This window comes from Gymnodinialimonas sp. 57CJ19 (genome assembly GCF_038396845.1).
Lineage (GTDB): Bacteria > Pseudomonadota > Alphaproteobacteria > Rhodobacterales > Rhodobacteraceae > Gymnodinialimonas.
Genome location: NZ_CP151587.1, coordinates 525,703 through 541,434, shown reverse-complemented (window position 1 = coordinate 541,434; position 15,732 = coordinate 525,703). Strand labels below are relative to the sequence as shown.

13 protein-coding genes are annotated in these 15,732 nt (G+C 62.5%); 3 read left to right on the top strand and 10 right to left on the bottom strand.

Annotated features, from left to right (window positions below; translation table 11 throughout):
- Positions 1 to 2: 2 nt before the first annotated feature.
- Together AADW23_RS02680 and AADW23_RS02675 are read right to left on the bottom strand one after the other, a co-directional pair.
- Complete coding sequence (locus AADW23_RS02680) at positions 3 to 1,310, bottom strand: ammonium transporter (protein ID WP_341862983.1); 1,308 nt, start codon at positions 1,308 to 1,310, stop codon at positions 3 to 5.
- Positions 1,311 to 1,337: 27 nt separating this feature from the next.
- Positions 1,338 to 1,676, bottom strand: a complete 339-nt coding sequence (locus tag AADW23_RS02675) for a P-II family nitrogen regulator (protein WP_341862982.1) — start codon at positions 1,674 to 1,676, stop codon at positions 1,338 to 1,340.
- A gap of 306 nt (positions 1,677 to 1,982) precedes the next feature.
- On the opposite strand from AADW23_RS02675, the gene AADW23_RS02670 reads away from it, so the two are divergent.
- Entirely contained in the window at positions 1,983 to 4,277 is a 2,295-nt protein-coding gene (locus tag AADW23_RS02670; protein ID WP_341862981.1) for a transglycosylase domain-containing protein, read from the top strand.
- Between the two features lie 67 nt (positions 4,278 to 4,344).
- Here AADW23_RS02670 and AADW23_RS02665 read toward each other — a convergent pair whose 3' ends face one another.
- The 3 genes from AADW23_RS02665 to AADW23_RS02655 form a co-directional block, all read right to left on the bottom strand.
- Positions 4,345 to 5,913, bottom strand: coding sequence for a gamma-glutamyltransferase family protein (locus AADW23_RS02665; protein ID WP_341862980.1), 1,569 nt, complete (start codon positions 5,911 to 5,913; stop codon positions 4,345 to 4,347).
- A 433-nt stretch (positions 5,914 to 6,346) separates the two neighbouring features.
- A complete protein-coding gene (locus tag AADW23_RS02660; RefSeq protein ID WP_341862979.1) occupies positions 6,347 to 6,814 on the bottom strand; it encodes an ATP-binding protein in 468 nt (155 codons plus the stop codon).
- Between the two features lie 78 nt (positions 6,815 to 6,892).
- Complete coding sequence (locus AADW23_RS02655; protein WP_341862978.1) at positions 6,893 to 7,240, bottom strand: STAS domain-containing protein; 348 nt, start codon at positions 7,238 to 7,240, stop codon at positions 6,893 to 6,895.
- Positions 7,241 to 7,328: 88 nt separating this feature from the next.
- Here AADW23_RS02655 and AADW23_RS02650 point away from each other — a divergent pair, with 88 nt between their 5' ends.
- A complete protein-coding gene (locus AADW23_RS02650) occupies positions 7,329 to 8,492 on the top strand; it encodes an acetyl-CoA C-acyltransferase (RefSeq protein ID WP_341862977.1) in 1,164 nt (387 codons plus the stop codon).
- A gap of 33 nt (positions 8,493 to 8,525) precedes the next feature.
- Positions 8,526 to 8,978 (top strand): GAF domain-containing protein, encoded by a 453-nt coding sequence (locus AADW23_RS02645; RefSeq protein ID WP_341862976.1) that lies wholly within the window; start codon positions 8,526 to 8,528, stop codon positions 8,976 to 8,978.
- An 88-nt stretch (positions 8,979 to 9,066) separates the two neighbouring features.
- Here the strand turns inward: AADW23_RS02645 and rmuC are convergent, their stop codons facing one another.
- From rmuC to AADW23_RS02620, 5 genes are all read right to left on the bottom strand, one after another.
- On the bottom strand, positions 9,067 to 10,230 hold the full coding sequence (gene rmuC / locus AADW23_RS02640; RefSeq protein ID WP_341862975.1) for a DNA recombination protein RmuC: 1,164 nt from the start codon (positions 10,228 to 10,230) through the stop codon (positions 9,067 to 9,069).
- Positions 10,227 to 12,071 (bottom strand): DNA mismatch repair endonuclease MutL, encoded by a 1,845-nt coding sequence (gene mutL, locus AADW23_RS02635; protein WP_341862974.1) that lies wholly within the window; start codon positions 12,069 to 12,071, stop codon positions 10,227 to 10,229. Before mutL ends, rmuC begins: the two co-directional genes overlap by 4 nt.
- A gap of 153 nt (positions 12,072 to 12,224) precedes the next feature.
- Positions 12,225 to 13,571: a pitrilysin family protein gene (locus AADW23_RS02630; protein WP_341862973.1), complete on the bottom strand. Its 1,347-nt coding sequence runs from the start codon at positions 13,569 to 13,571 to the stop codon at positions 12,225 to 12,227.
- Positions 13,568 to 14,953: a pitrilysin family protein gene (locus AADW23_RS02625; protein WP_341862972.1), complete on the bottom strand. Its 1,386-nt coding sequence runs from the start codon at positions 14,951 to 14,953 to the stop codon at positions 13,568 to 13,570. The genes AADW23_RS02630 and AADW23_RS02625 overlap by 4 nt, the downstream gene beginning before the upstream one ends.
- A gap of 202 nt (positions 14,954 to 15,155) precedes the next feature.
- Positions 15,156 to 15,665, bottom strand: coding sequence for a DUF3035 domain-containing protein (locus AADW23_RS02620; protein ID WP_341862971.1), 510 nt, complete (start codon positions 15,663 to 15,665; stop codon positions 15,156 to 15,158).
- Positions 15,666 to 15,732: the final 67 nt, after the last annotated feature.

Below are 15,732 nucleotides of genomic sequence, written 5' to 3'. Positions count from 1 at the left end.
AATCAGCCCTTGGAGAACTCGGGATAGGCCTCCATGCCAAGCTCTGCCAGGTCGAGACCGTTGATCTCGTCCTCTTCGCTGACGCGGATGCCCACGGTCGCTTTGAGGATCGCCCAGACAGCGGCGGAGATCACGAAAACGAAGAGGCCGATAGCTGCGATACCCATGATCTGTGCGCCCCAGTTGCCGGTGTAGAAGGCCACGGCCAGCGTGCCCCAGATACCAGCGAAGAGGTGAACAGGGATCGCACCCACAACATCGTCGATCTTCAGTTTGTCGAGCAGTGGCACCGTGAAGACAACGATCACACCGCCAACAGCACCGGTAAGAAGCGAGGCAAACAGCGATGGCGCCAGAGGCTCAGCGGTGATGGAGACCAGACCGGCAAGCGCGCCGTTCAGGACCATCGTCAGGTCAACCTTGCTGTACATGATTTGGGTCAGGATCAAGCAAGCGACAGCACCGGCGGCGGCAGCCATGTTGGTGTTGGCGAAGATACGAGAGATGTCCGCCACGTCTGCAATCGTGCCCATCGCCAGTTGCGATGCGCCGTTGAAGCCGAACCACCCAAGCCACAGGATGAACGTACCCAGAGTTGCCAGCGCCAGATTGGAACCGGGAATCGGGTTTACGCGGCCATCTTTGTATTTGCCCAAACGGGGCCCAAGGATGATGGCACCGGCCAGCGCTGCGAAACCGCCTGCGGCATGAACCAGCGTGGAGCCTGCGAAGTCCGAGAAGCCCGCCTCGGACAACCAGCCGCCGCCCCACTGCCAGGATGCTTCGATCGGGTAGATCAGGCCTGTCAGAACAACCACGAAGATGAGGAAGGGCCAAAGCTTGATACGCTCAGCCAGCGTGCCGGACACGATGGAGGCCGTCGTGGCGCAGAACATCAGCTGGAAGAAGAAGTCCGAACCCACGGAGGCGTAATCCAGCGCGGTTTCCGTGTCGGCAAGGCCAACAGGCTCCAGCGAAGTGATGGCAAAGAAGGGACCCAGCCAACCTTCGATCAGCCAGTCGGCCGGATACATGATGCCGAAGCCGATCAGCCAGTACATGATGGCCGCGATTGAGAAGAGGGCGATGTTCTTGGTCAGCTGCATCGCCACGTTCTTGGAACGCACAAGGCCCGCCTCCAACATCGCGAAGCCCGCGGCCATCCAGAACACCAGAAAGCCGCCGATCAGAAACAGCAATGTGGTGAAGATATAAGAGGTGTGTAGCGCGGCCTCATCCTGGGCCGCTGCCATGGTGGGAAGCGCAATTGCTGCTGCCGCCATGGCTGGAAAAAGATACTTGGTTTTCATAGGTTTGGTTCCCTTACCCGTCAGCACTTACAGCGCGTCGTCGTTGGTTTCGCCGGTGCGCACACGCATGGCGCTTTCCACGTCGAGCACGAAGATCTTGCCGTCGCCGATCTTGTCGGTCTTGGCGGTGGACCGGATCGTTTCCACAACCTGGTCGGCCATGGAGGCCACGACGACGATCTCCAGCTTCACCTTTGGAACGAAGTTCACGGCGTATTCCGCGCCGCGATAAATTTCGGTGTGGCCCGATTGAGAGCCGAAGCCCTTGATCTCGGTCACCATCATGCCGCGCACGCCGATGGTGGTCAGTGCTTCGCGGACCTCCTCCAGCTTGAACGGTTTGATTGCTGCAATGATGAGTTTCACTGTCTGTCACCCCTTTACGGTTGTTGACTGTCCCTCACGCCCGCGGAAGCGGGGCGCTTATGGGGATAAGACAGGGCCTATGACCCAACGAGGGCAATGAAACGGGCCGCTCCCAAGGGGGCTGAGCGCGGGTTTTGCATTTTTTTTGCTCGATATTGTGGAGATGCCCTTTATTTGTGCAGCGCAATAATGGGCAGGGTTCCGCCACCCCTTCGCTTTCCCCGAGAATTTGACTATCGTCATGGCTAAATGAGGTAGGCCCCAGCGAAAGCGACAATCGGGCCCCCGATACGAGGCAAGAGTGATATGAGCCCTTCTGGTAATGGCAGGCGGCGACTGGTGGCCGACCGACGTGCGAGCGCAACTCCGAAGCGCAAAAGCAGCAACGGAGGTGGCGGCGCGCGAAAGCCCCGAAAACGTGCCGCGCCGCGTCGCAAATCGCCCCAACGTGGCGGTATTCTGGGCTTTTTCGCCCGGATCATTCGCTTCATCTTCCGCCTGATCTGGAGCGTGATCTGGCGCAGTGCGGTCGTGGTGGGTCTGATCCTCGCCGTCGCGACGGGCTACTACTATACGCAACTGCCCGAGGACGTGGGCGCGCTGCAAGATGCCCGTCAACGGGGATCGGTGACCATGCTGGACCGCTACGGCGAGACCTTCGCCTGGCGCGGAGAGCAATTCGGCGGGGCGATTGCGCCCACTGATACCTCATTACATCTGGTCAATGCCGTTGTTGCCACGGAAGACCGACGCTTCTTTCGGCATCTGGGCGTCTCGCCGCGCGGCATCGCGTCGGCCATCCGGATCAACCTGCGCGAAGGGCGGGGGCCCCTGTCGGGCCATGGCGGCTCCACCATCACGCAGCAGGTGGCGAAACTTCTGTGCCTCGGTCACGGCTATGACCCTGAAGAATTTGAGACAGAGGCCGAGTATGAGGCCGATTGCCGACGCACGACCCTGTGGCGCAAGATCCAGGAGGTGCCCTATAGCCTTGCGCTGGAACTGCGCTATTCCAAGGCGGAGATCCTGTCGCTCTATATGAACCGTGCCTACCTTGGCGCCGGCTCGCGTGGGTTTGAGGCCGCGTCGCAACGCTATTTCGGCATTTCCTCGACCGAGGTGAACCCGCAGCAATCGGCGATGTTGGCGGGTCTTCTGGCCGCCCCGTCCCGGTTCGCCCCCACCCGCAACCTTGAGCGCAGCCAGGAACGGGCCAATGTGGTGCTGAACCTGATGGAGCGCGAAGGCTACTTGAGTGCAGCGTCTGCGGACCGCGCCCGTGCCAATCCCGCGACCCTGTCGGCGGCAGCGACCCAAGACACCGGGGGGTACTTTGCCGATTGGATCATGTCCGTGGGCCCCGATTTCCTGACCGGCGACACCACCGAAGACGTGATTATCCGCACCACCTTCGACCCCGCCATTCAGGCGGCGGCAGAAGCCTCGATCCAGAACGTCTTTGCCAACCAGGTGCGCGAAGGATCAGAAGCCGAAGCCGCGATTGTGGTGATGAGCGCGGACGGCGCGGTGCGGGCCATGGTCGGTGGCCGCGAGCTTTCCGGCGGCGGCCTGTTCAACCGGGCAGTGCAAGCGGTGCGGCAACCGGGCAGTGCGTTCAAGCCGTTCGTCTATGCCACCGCCCTGGATTTGGGCTGGCGCTTTGACGACATGATCCTTGATGCGGAGCTTTGCCTGAACGTCCCGGGATCTGGGCAATATTGCCCCGAAAACTACACCCGTCAGTTCTACGGCATGGTGACGCTGACGGAGGCTTTGCAAAGCTCCCTCAACACCGCCGCCGTGCGCCTGTCCGAGGAAGTGGGCCGCGATCTTGTGCGCCAGGTGGCAAGCGATTTCGGCATCGAAAGCGACCTTGCCGCAGGCCCCGCCCTGGCACTGGGCGCGTCCGAATCCACCTTGATCGAGATGACGGGCGCTTATGCCGGTATCCTGAACGGCGGTTCCGCCGTGCGGCCCTACGGCATGACCGAACTGCGCCTGATGGGCGAAAGCGAACCGATGTTCGAGCAGGAAACGGGTATCCGCGAGCGCGTGATCTCGGAATCCTCGGCCCGGCAACTGACCTATATGATGAGCCGCGTCGTCGCCGATGGCTCGGGCCGACGTGCGGCGCTGCCGGATCGTCCCGTGGCGGGTAAAACCGGCACCACCAACAGCGCGCGGGACGCGTGGTTTGTGGGCTTCTCGGCGGATTATGTGGCGGGTGTCTGGATGGGCTACGACGATAACCGCCCGCTGTCTGGCGTGACCGGCGGTGGCCTTCCGGCGGAAATCTGGCGACAAGCGATGGAGCAAATCCATGAGGATCTGCCCGTGCGGCCCCTGCCGATGATCGACCCCATCGCCGAGGCCCGGACCGATCAACCCGACTTCTTTGTTGATGGCAACGGCCAGCAGGTTCCGATCAACCCCAATACCGGAGAGGTGCTAAGCACCGACGCCGATGGTGTGATCCGTGGCCCGATCACGCCGCAAGGCACGCGGGTGCCGATTGGTGGTGGTGGCCAAGGCCAAGGCCAAGGAAACATTGGGGATGCGGTGAACAACGTGCTGAACCGACTGTTCGGCCCGCGCCAGTAAGGCAGCCTGACAGCATTTTACCACAGGGCGGGTTGGTTCCCGCCCTGCGGCTATTGAGACGACGTGCTCAATACCCCAGCGCGATGCCGTCCTTGCGCGGGTCCGAGCCGCCCTCCAGCAAACCATCGGGATGAATACGGATCGCCTGCGCCCCGCCGATAGGTTGCACCGGCGTCATCAGCTTGTGGCCTTTGCCCTCCATCGCGCTGCGCATCTCGGGGCCGTAGCCGCGCTCCACCTTGACCTCTCCGGCTTCGGCAAAGGCGCGGGGGGCGTCGATCGCCGCTTGTGGGTTCATCCCGTAGTCCACCACGTTGGACACGAATCGCGCGTGGCCCGTGGATTGCCACGCGCCGCCCATGACGCCGAACGGCATGAGCGAGCCATCGGACAGCTTCAACATGCCGGGAATGATCGTGTGCATCGGGCGTTTGCCCGGCCCGGCCTCATTCGGGTGGCCCTTCTTCAGGGTGAAGCCGCCGCCCCGATTCTGGAACAGAATGCCGAACTTGTCCGAGGCAAAGCCCGACCCGAAGGAATGGAAAACCGAATAAATCAGGCTCACGGCGCGGCGGTCCTTGTCGACCACGGTGATATAGACCGTGTCCTTGTGGATGTTGTCCGAGGCGGCGCGGGGATCGTCCATCGCCTCATCGGGGTCAATCATCGCGGCAAGGCTCATGGCGGTGTCTTTGGACAGCATGTGATCCAGCTTGGTGACGTGACCGGGATCGGCCAGAAACCGGTCGCGGGCGTCGTAGCCGAGTTTCGTTGCTTCCGCCTCCAGATGCGCCCGTTGCGCGCCGAAGGGGTCATCTTGCGGCGCGTAGGTTTCCAGCATGTTCAGAATCAGCATCGCCGCCGCCCCTTGGCCGTTTGGCGGCAGCTCGATCAGTTCCGCGTCGCGGTAGGTGGAGCGTAGCGGCGTCACGTATTCGCAAGCGGTCTTGGCGAAGTCTTCGGCCGTGTGGGTGCCGCCGAGTGCCTTGAGGCTGCTCAACATGTCGTCCAGAACCTCTCCCTCATAAAATCCGGCGCGTCCCTTGGCGGCGATCCGGCGCAGCACCTCGGCCTGACCGGGCGCCTTGAACCGAGCGCCCATCGGCAGGGGTTTGTCGTCTTGCAGAAAATGCTTGCGGCCCGCGCCCTGCAACACCTCGCCCGAGGTTGCGTAATCAAGGGCCACACGCGGGGCAATCGGCACGCCGGCGTCAGCGTAATGGATGGCAGGGGCAAGAACGTCGGCCAAAGGTAGCTGGCCGTGATCGGCGTGAAGGCGGCAGAACCCATCTACCGCGCCGGGGATGGTGACGGCGCTGATATCATAGAGCGGCATGGTGTCGTGATGGGCGCGGATAGCGTCTGCATCCAGCCCCGCAGCCGCACGCCCCGAGCCGTTGAGGCCAATGATCTCTCCGTCCGGTTGCGCCACCAGCGCGAACATATCACCGCCGATGCCAGTGCTTTGCGGTTCGCAAATGCCAAGCAGCACCGCGCCCGCAATCGCGGCATCCACAGCGTTACCGCCCTTTTGCAGAACGAAAATTGCAGCTTGTGCGGCCAGGGGATGCGACGTGGCACACATGCCTTGGTCGGCGTAAACGGCGGATCGTCCGGGTTGGTGAAAGTCGCGCATCTTGGCCCTCGTGTTGTTGGAACCCCGAACCCTAAGCCGACAGGCGTGGGGGGCAAGGGGGCGTTTCAGCGGAGGGGGGGATGTGGCTGCAGAGGGCCTCGGCATCGCGCACTGGGTGGGGGCATTAATGCTCGGCACCGAGGGAAGCCTCTGCAGCTACAAGAACAGATATGATAGTCCAACGGGGCGTCGGTTGGGAGAAAATGAGGCACTTGTGTGGCGGAGAAGCCTGACACCGTGGAAAATGTGCGAGGGCCTTTGCAAGCTCAGAGGTTTTTGGCCGGTGGACGGCCAAAGCCATTCTACGGCTCTTGCAATTCTGCGGCGAGGGGCCGGTAAGTGTCTGTGAATAAATGAGGGTCAGCGCGTTCGATCTACGCGCAAGTTTCGCAATGCGAGAGGGGATCGGACAGGCCAAGCCAGCGCTACACCCCTATGTCCCGCCAGTCCCCGGCCAAGGTTGCGTATGGGGGATCAAAAAAACCAGTTCATTAGTATCGTTTGCGCGCCGATAGTTCAGGTCTTGGGTTAATTCACGGACCATCGCCCAACCGAATCCCCCTTCGGGCAGATCGTCCCGATTCTCGGGAACGAACTGTGCACGTCGTCCGGCGGGCGCCACGCCGTCGGGCATCGGGCCGCCGTGATCCAGAATTTCACACCAAAGCCCGTCGTCGCGCAGCCAAATCGACATCTCGATCGGGTGGCCTTCCTCAAACCCATAGGCGTGTTCGACCACGTTATTAAGAACCTCTCCCAGAATGATCTGAGACGTGTCGCAAGTCACAGAATCAACCTTTGCCGCGCGCACGTCATTTCTGGCACGGTCCAGAGCATGACGCACTTGCACCGTCCCCGATTGGAATCGGTGAAAAACGTCAGGCGCTTTGGTGTGTGTCATCGGACTGTCCTTGATTGCGACGAACCCAGTGCCCCGTGGGAAGATTCGGGCATTCGGCGGCTGATACAGCTTCCAAGACTATTCTGCGGCAGTGGGTCCGGCCGCCGCCAGTGCTGCATCCAGGCTGGCGAAGATCGGGAACACCGAATTCATCCGGGTCAGCAGCATCACCTTTTCAACAGGCGATTGCAGACCGGCAAGGGCCATGTGCCGGCCCGAGCCCAACGCCTTGTAGACGGCCACGATGGCGCCAAGACCGCTCGAATCCAGAAACTCGACTTCACTCAGGTCAAGAATCACGTCCCCCCCGGCGGCAGTGAGCGTCCGAAAAGTTTCCTTGAACTGAATCGCAATGCTCGCGTCGAGGCGCTGCTCCGCGATGTGAACAACACCTACGGTGTCGTGTTGGGTGTAGGTCAAATTCATCGCATGTTCCTCGTGCTCGGCATTTGCTACGAACCTAGGCAACAAGTCTTACTATTTCGTTTTCGCACCGCTGCGATTTGGAGGAACGATGGAACAGATTGTCATTACCGGAGCCGCACGCACGCCCATGGGCGGTTTCCAAGGCGCACTTTCACCCGTGACCGCAGCCGAATTGGGCGGCGCGGCCATCAAAGCGGCGCTGGGAGGCGCACAGGTGGATGAGCTGCTGATGGGGTGCGTTCTTCCCGCAGGCCAGGGCCAGGCCCCCGCACGGCAAGCAGGTTTCCACGCGGGACTGGGCGAAAGCGTCCCCGCGACGACCCTCAACAAGATGTGCGGCTCGGGCATGAAGGCGGCAATGATGGCCTACGATGCGCTGGCCCTCGGGCAGGCGGATGTGATCGTGGCAGGCGGGATGGAATCCATGACCAACGCCCCTTACTTGATGCCCTCCATGCGCAACGGCGCGCGCATCGGCCATCAGAAGACCCTGGATCATATGTTCCTCGATGGTCTCGAAGACGCCTACGACAAAGGCCGCCTCATGGGGACTTTCGCGGAAGATTGCGCGGAAGCATTCCAGTTCACCCGTGAAGCCCAGGACGCCTACGCGCTCGGCTCCCTGGAAAACGCGCTGGCCGCACTGAACTCTGGCGCCTTCGCCAACGAGGTCACCCCGATCACGATCAAGACCCGTAAAGGCGCGACCGAGGTCACAACAGATGAACAGCCGGGCAATGCGCGGCCTGACAAGATTCCCCAACTCAAACCGGCCTTCCGCGAAGGTGGTACGGTCACTGCCGCCAACTCCTCTTCGATCTCCGATGGCGCCGCTGCCCTCACCCTGGCGCGTGCCTCCGCGGCCAAGACCCAAGGCCTGCCCGTGCGTGCTCGCATCCTTGGCCACGCTTCCCATGCCCATGCGCCGTCCCTCTTTCCAACGGCCCCGGTCCCGGCCACTCAGCAACTGCTCGACCGTATCGGCTGGACAACCGAGGACGTGGACCTATGGGAAGTGAACGAAGCCTTTGCCGTCGTCCCTATGGCCTTCATGCACGAAATGAACGTCCCTCGGGAAAAGCTAAACGTAAACGGCGGCGCCTGTGCCCTGGGCCACCCCATCGGCGCCTCTGGCGCGCGGATCATCGTCACGCTGCTCCACGCCCTGGAGGCACGTAACCTGAAACGAGGCATCGCCGCCATCTGCATCGGCGGCGGCGAAGGCACCGCCATCGCAATCGAGCGCGACTAACCCTTCACCTTTTCTCAAATATCGAATCCCACCATGGCCGACTACGCAACGCTTACCAAAACGATCGCCTCCCTCACCGAAGGCGAAACCGACACCGTGGCCCTCATGGCCACGGTGGCGTGTGAGCTGCACCACGCAGACCCCCGCTTCGATTGGACCGGATTCTACCGTGTCACGGAACCGAACCTGCTCAAAATCGGTCCTTACCAAGGTGGTCACGGCTGCCTGCAAATCCCGTTCTCCAAGGGGGTTTGCGGCGCGGCGGCCCGGACCGGTGAAACGCAATTGGTCGCAGACGTTGATGCTTTCCCAGGCCACATCGCCTGCGCCTCCTCCACCCGTTCTGAAATCGTCCTGCCGGTCCGCGACGCCTCCGGCACCATCATCGCGGTCCTCGATATCGACAGCAATCAGCCCGATGCCTTCAAAGCCGAGGACGCAACCGCCCTCCAAGCAATCCTGACCGACACCTTCTCCTGCCCCTGACCGCGCCATGGAATTCCTTGCAAGGAATTCCCCAAAACTCTTGCAAGAGTTTTCCCAGAGTTTTGCAAAACTCTGGGCCGCCACCCTGTCATCCTCTCGGCAAGGGCACCACACCTGCGCCATCGGGAGCCATCTCTTCAAAGTCAAAGTTATCCAGCCGCTCCGCCCGCTTCCCGGCCCGGGACGACGCGGTCAAAATTCCGGCCACGTCGTCCCCGGCCTGCCGCAAATGCGCTTCCAGCTTTCCCGCCCGCTCGCCGACAATCTCCACATCGCGGTGCAATTGCTTCAAGGCTTTGCGGATCTCTCCGGCCTGCTCGCGCATCCTTGCGTCCTTCATCACCGCCCGCATTGTGTTCAGCGTGGCCATGCAGGTGGTGGGCGATACGATCCAGACCCTTGCGTCAAACCCCGCCCTCACGACCTCGGGCAGGCGTGCGTGTAACTCGGCGTAGACAGCCTCTGAGGGCAGGAACATCAGCGCCCCGTCGGCGGTCTCTCCCTCGATGATGTATTTCTCCGAGATCGCCTTGATATGCACCCGGACCGCCGCCCCAAACTCTCGCAACGCCCGTGCTTGAGCCTCGGCGTTGGGGGCTCTCATCAACGCCTCATAGGCCTCCAGCGGGAACTTGGCGTCGATCACAATCGGCCCCGGTGGGTTCGGCAGATGAATCAACACATCTGCTCGCTTTCCGTTCGATAGCGTCGCTTGCAGCGCGTAGGCGTCCGGTGGCAGGGCGCCGGACACGATATCGTTCAGTTGGATTTCCCCAAACATCCCGCGCCGTTGCTTGTTCGACAGGATATCCTGCAACCCCAATACATCGCCCGAGAGCTTTTCGATCTTCGCCTGCGCCCGGTCGATCTGCTCCAGCTTCTGCTGCAATTCCCCAAGGCTCCGCGCCGTGCGCGTTGACGTCCCGTGCAGCGTTTCGGACATGCCCTTCTGCACCTCCTCCAACCGCCGCTCCATCGCCTCCTGCAACGAGGCCTGTGCTCTCGCCTGATGGTCCGACACCGCGGCCAAACCACCGGCCAGCCGCTCCTGTCCCTGACCTAACGCCTGCACCGTCTTTCCCAATGCCGCCATGTGGTGCGCCAGCGGCTCCACCGCCAAGGCGGATCGTTTTGCGGCCTTCAACCCCGACAGGATCAGCACCATCAACAAGACCAACGCCACCGCGCCGCCCACAACGGCCCATACAACCGGATCGCTCAGATCCACCGAAATCTCGCCAAGAGTAATCACGTGCGCCCGAACAGCCGCTCAATATCTGCCAGTTTCAGCTCCACATAGGTGGGCCGCCCGTGGTTGCACTGGCCCGATAGCGGCGTGGCCTCCATCTCGCGGAGCAGGGCGTTCATCTCATCGGCCCGCATCTGCCGCCCTGACCGGATGGAGCCGTGGCAGGCCACGCGGCTCAACACCGCCTCGACCCGGGCTTGTACCGTCTGGCTGTCGCCCAGATCGGCCAATTCATCCAGGATATCGCGCACCATCGCTTCGGCATTGATCTCCCCCAGAATGGCCGGGGTTTCGCGTACCGCCACGGTGCCCGGCCCGAACGGTTCAATCACCAGGCCAAACCGCTCCAACTCTGCCGCGTGATCCAACAGACGGTCCGCATCGGTGCCAAGGGTGATGATCTCGGGGATCAGCAACGCCTGCCTCGCCACACCGTTTTCGGCCATCTGAGTCTTTAACCGCTCGTACACCAACCGCTCGTGGGCCGCGTGCTGATCCACCACCACAATGCCGCCGGGGGTTTGCGCGATGATGTAATTCTCGTGGACCTGTGCCCTTGCGGCGCCCAAGGGACCGTCGCTGTCGATCACCGCTTCATCGACGCGGGCCGAGGGGGCGGACCAAGACGGGGCCGCTTCCTCCATGCCCCGGATCGGCGCGAAACCGCGCTGCTGGCCCGTCCGGTCCATCTGATAGACGCGCGGCGAGGAAAGCGGCTCCGCAGGAGGCGCTTGAGGAGCCGTCTGAAACGCCTGCAACGTCGCGTCAGCGACGGTGGACGACGCGCGATGCCCGGCTTCGGCCAAGGCATGGCGCAACCCCGTCACAATCAACGACCGTGCGGCGGTAGGCTCCCTGAACCGCACCTCGGATTTCGCCGGATGCACGTTCACATCCACCCTCTCGGACGGGCAACCGATGAACAGCACGGCCGCCGGATGCCGGTCTCGGCTCAACACATCCATATAGGCCGCCCTCAGCGCCCCGATCAGCAGCTTGTCCCGCACAAGCCGCCCGTTCACGAACAGGAATTGCGCCACGGCGGAGCCGCGGGAATAGGTGGGCAGGGCGGCGTAGCCCCTCAGGTGCAGCCCTTCGCGCTCGGCATCAATGGCCAGCGCATTGTCGGTGAACTCTCGGCCCATGATCGCCGTCAATCGCCCACGCAACGCATCGAACAGATCGCCGCTTTCGGGATCGACGCGGAACGTCACGCGCTCCACCTCCGTCACATCCTTCAGCGTGAACCCGATGGAGGGTTCGGCCATCGCCAACCGTTTCACCACATCAGAAATCGCCTGCATCTCGGCCCGGTCCGTGCGCAGAAACTTGAGCCGCGCTGGCGTGGCAAAAAACAGATCACGCAATTCAACCACGGTGCCCCGGTTCAACGCTGCGGGCTTCACCGCCTCATGGGCTCCGCCCGTCACACGGATCATGTGGCCCGCGTCCGAGGCGCGGGACGTAATACAGAGCCGTCCGACAGACCCGAGGGAGGGCAGCGCCTCTCCCCTGAACCCAAACGAGTGAATGTTCAGAAGGTCCGTGCCGTCGATCTTTGACGTTGCATGGCGCGACAAGGCCATGGGCAGGTCATCTGCCTCCATCCCGCAGCCGTCATCGGAGACGCGGATCAGCGTTTTGCCGCCATGGGCGACCTCTACCACGATGCGCCGTGCGCCCGCGTCAATCGCGTTTTCCACGAGCTCTTTCACGGCGGACGCTGGACGCTCCACCACCTCACCCGCGGCGATACGGTTAATGGCAGCTTCATCCAGTTGCCGGATGACAGGGCGGCCAGAATCGGCAATGCCTGTGGATATGTTGGGGGTGGGATGTGCCATGGCGCTACCTGTAGCACAGGCGGCCTTGGGGTGGGAACCGATTCCGCGCCTCACCAGGGACTAAGCTGGGTAGGTTGGTTAACGGGGTGACAGACGCTTCGGCCAGCTTAGGCCAGGTCGGGCGGGCCTCGGCCCGCCGCCCCGTTGCCGCCGTCAGTTGGAGGCTTCAAGCCCCTCGGGTTGGCCCACCACCACGAAGCGCAATGCGTCACTATCAACAAGCTCTGCGGCGACCCGTTGGATATCTTCCACTGTCACGGCCCGCACATTGTCATTGCGGCTGGCGATATAGTCGATCGGCATATTGTCGGCCTGCATCGCGGCCAGAATGCCCGCAATCGTGCCGTTGCCGTCGAAGCGCAGCGGATAGGCCCCGGTCATATACTGCTGTGCGGCCTCCAGCTCGGCCTCGGTGATCCCGTTGGCGGCGATCTCGGCCCATTGCGCCTGCACCACGTCAATCGCCTCGGCCACCAAAGCGTTGGAGGATGAGAATCCGCCCTGCATCATGGGGGCGGATCGGCTGAGGCCGAGCCATGTGCTGATCCCATAGGTCAGCCCGCGCTGTTCGCGCACTTCTTCCATCAGCCGGGACCGATAGCCCCCGCCACCCAGAACCTGGTTCATCACGAAGGCCGCGAAGAAATCGGGGTCGTCACGGGCAATACCCGCGTGGCCGAAATAGACGGAGGATTGCGGCGTCTCGAAATCCACCACGGTAATGCCGCCCTCGTCTGACACCTCTGCCGCCTCGGGCAGGGGCACATCAGTCAGCGGCAGATCGCCCAGAAGCGTATCAAGGATCGGCCCAAGGTCTTCGGCGGTCATGTCGCCTGCCACACCGACCGACACGCGGTCGCGCACCAGTGCGCTGCGGTGGGCGGCCAGCAGATCGTCGCGGGTCAGGCTGGCGACGCTTTCCGGCGTGCCCTCAAGACGGGAGCCATAGGGATGATCGCCAAAGGTCAGCGCGTTGAACTCGGCACCGGCAATCGTATCGGGGTCATTGGCGTCGCCTTCAAGGATCGACAAGACCTGTCCGCGTACCCGTTCAATCGCGCTTTCGTCAAAACGCGGGGCAATCAGCACGTCATGCAGAAGCGCCAGAACCTCGTCACGGTTCTGGGTCAGCATCTGGACTGAAATGACCAGCTCATCGCGGTACACGTCGAAGCTGAAAGAGGCGGCAAGCCCTTCAAGTTCAGCGGCGAAAGTGGCCGCATCCATGTCCCCCGCGCCCTCTTCCAGAAGGGCCGTCATCAGATGCACAGCCCCACGCGCATCCGGCGCGTCGATGGAGCCGCCGCCGGTGAACCAAAGATCAAGCGCCACGAAGGGGATGGAGGTATCTTCCACCAGCCAGGCATCAATCCCGCCCTCGGACGTGACCGATTGGATATCCACGATATCGGCATGAAGCGGTGCGGCAAACGCCAGCGCCACGGCCAAGGGGGCAAAGATCCGCGCGGTCAGGCGGGTCAGCTTCAGGCGAGCGCTCATTGGGATGCCTCCTCTGTGGCGGTGGCGGTTTCATCTTGGGGTGGCTGCATCAGGTAGCCGATGGTTGTGGCGTCTTGGCCGAAAATCTCTCGGGCCGCGTCCATGACGTCTTCAATCGTCGTGGCGGCCAGCACATCGGGCCAAGCCTGCACATCGGCCACGGTCAGCCCCGAGGTCAAAGCCCGCCCATAGGCACGGGCAAGGCCCGAGGCATCGTCTTCCTCGTAGATGCGAGAGGCTTCGATCTGGAACCTGATCCTCTCGAACTGGGCGGGGTCGATGCCTTCCTCCAGAAATTCCTCAATCTCGGCCAGAAGATCGGCCTCGGCCTGTTCCAAAGAGGTGCCGGGAAGGGGCATGTTGATCAGGGTAAAGGTCGTCTCATCAAGGCTGGTGCCGCTGTAATAGGCCCCCACGAAGAGCGAGCGTTCATCATCCAGCTGCATTTCCCGTGGCAGAACCGAGGTGAAGCCCGAGCCTGCAAGGATTTCCGCCAGAAGCGTCAGCGCTGCCGCCTCTTCCTGATCGCCCGCGTTGCGTTCCGGCGCGAGGTATTCGATCGAGACATAGGGGTTGGCGACACGGGCGTCCTCGTAGGTCACGCGCCGCTGCGCGATGTGGGGCGGCTCGGTGGGGCGCTCGCGCGATTCGGCGGCTGCGATATCGGGGTTCGCGGGGATCGGGCCGTAATGTTCTTCGGCCAGGGCGCGAACCTCTTCGGGGGTGGCGTCGCCCGCTACCACAAGGATCGCATTGTTGGGATGGTAGTGCGTCCCGTACCAATCGCGGGCGTCTTGAAGGCTCAACTCTTCCATCTCGTGGCGCCAGCCGATGATCGGGCGACCGTAGGGATGGTTGAGGTACGTGGCCGCCGACAATTGTTCGTTGAACAAGGCGCCGGGCGAGGTGTCGGTTCGTTGGGCGCGTTCTTCCAGAATCACCTGCCGCTCGGTGGCGACTTCATCCTCATCAAAGACCAAATCACGCATCCGGTCGGCTTCCATCATCATCATCAGACCCAGACGATCCGCGGCGATGTGCTGATGATAGGCGGTATAATCCCAGGAAGTGAACGCATTGTCCGACCCGCCGTTTTCTTCAACGATGCGCGAAAATTCACGGGATTCCAGATCGTCGGTGGCTTTGAACATCAGGTGCTCAAGAAAATGAGCGATCCCCGATTGGCCCGGCATTTCATCGGCAGAACCCGCGCGGTACCAGACCATATGGGTCACAGCAGCGCTACGGTGATCTTCGATCACAACCACCTGCATCCCGTTATCAAGGGTGAATTCGGTAACTTCACCGGCGGCATTGGCCGCAAGCGGCAGGGCTGTAAGGCCGAGAGCAAGGCCGAGGCCTGCCAGATGGGGGCGGATCATGAAGGAGGTCTCCGGGGCTTTGGATCGTTGGGAGTGAATGTATGGGGTTTCACGGGCGCATCAACACTCCTGACGCAGACGTGACGCGGAAGGCAGTAAGGAATGCCGTAGGCCACGGTCGATCTTTGCCGTTGGATCAGCGCAAAAGAGCCCTTTGGCGGGGGCCAGAGGGGGCATTGGGGGCGGGCGATATCCGGGGGCGTCAGAGGCCGGGCGGCGGGGCGCTTGGGGTTTGCACACCGGAACGGCGCAACCGCTCCAGCTCGGCGTAGCGATCCAAGGCTTGGCGGCGGTAGGCCCGGAAGTAGACGTTGTTCTGGAACAGACGCTCCAGCACACGGCCACCGTTATTCTGCCGGAACGCCAGATCTTCGGCGGCAAGGGTGCCGCGAATGTCGGGGGCAACGCCGAAGCGGGACGCGTGGTTGATCAGCCCGCCTGCGTTGGCATTGGCGCGCGCGATATTGCCGCCAAGGGCTGCGATAGCATCGGCCTCGGGCGTCGGATCAGCGCGGTTGGTGCCACCCAAGGTGGGCGTTGGCAGAGTGCTGCGATCGGCGGGCAATTCCAGATCATTGGTGGGGACGATGGCAAATTCATCGGGCCCGGACTCGGTGTTGCGCAGGTTCATAAGCGTGGGCGTGCCGTTCGAGCAGGCGGTCAGCCCGATCGTGGCGGTCATCAGAACCAGAAGTGTTGCGCGCATAGCCATCGAAGTCTCCTTGGCGCTTGGTCTAGCGCATCTTCAAACGCCCGTCACGGGGTTATCTCCATCCCGG

Coding starts and splice junctions, on each gene's coding strand:
- AADW23_RS02680 (WP_341862983.1), bottom strand. CDS start 1,310: ATGAAAACCAAGTATCTTTTTCCAGCCATGGCGGCAGCAGCAATTGCG.
- AADW23_RS02670 (WP_341862981.1), top strand. CDS start 1,983: ATGAGCCCTTCTGGTAATGGCAGGCGGCGACTGGTGGCCGACCGACGT.
- AADW23_RS02665 (WP_341862980.1), bottom strand. CDS start 5,913: ATGCGCGACTTTCACCAACCCGGACGATCCGCCGTTTACGCCGACCAA.
- AADW23_RS02660 (WP_341862979.1), bottom strand. CDS start 6,814: ATGACACACACCAAAGCGCCTGACGTTTTTCACCGATTCCAATCGGGG.
- AADW23_RS02655 (WP_341862978.1), bottom strand. CDS start 7,240: ATGAATTTGACCTACACCCAACACGACACCGTAGGTGTTGTTCACATC.
- AADW23_RS02650 (WP_341862977.1), top strand. CDS start 7,329: ATGGAACAGATTGTCATTACCGGAGCCGCACGCACGCCCATGGGCGGT.
- AADW23_RS02645 (WP_341862976.1), top strand. CDS start 8,526: ATGGCCGACTACGCAACGCTTACCAAAACGATCGCCTCCCTCACCGAA.
- mutL (WP_341862974.1), bottom strand. CDS start 12,071: ATGGCACATCCCACCCCCAACATATCCACAGGCATTGCCGATTCTGGC.
- AADW23_RS02630 (WP_341862973.1), bottom strand. CDS start 13,571: ATGAGCGCTCGCCTGAAGCTGACCCGCCTGACCGCGCGGATCTTTGCC.
- AADW23_RS02625 (WP_341862972.1), bottom strand. CDS start 14,953: ATGATCCGCCCCCATCTGGCAGGCCTCGGCCTTGCTCTCGGCCTTACA.
- AADW23_RS02620 (WP_341862971.1), bottom strand. CDS start 15,665: ATGGCTATGCGCGCAACACTTCTGGTTCTGATGACCGCCACGATCGGG.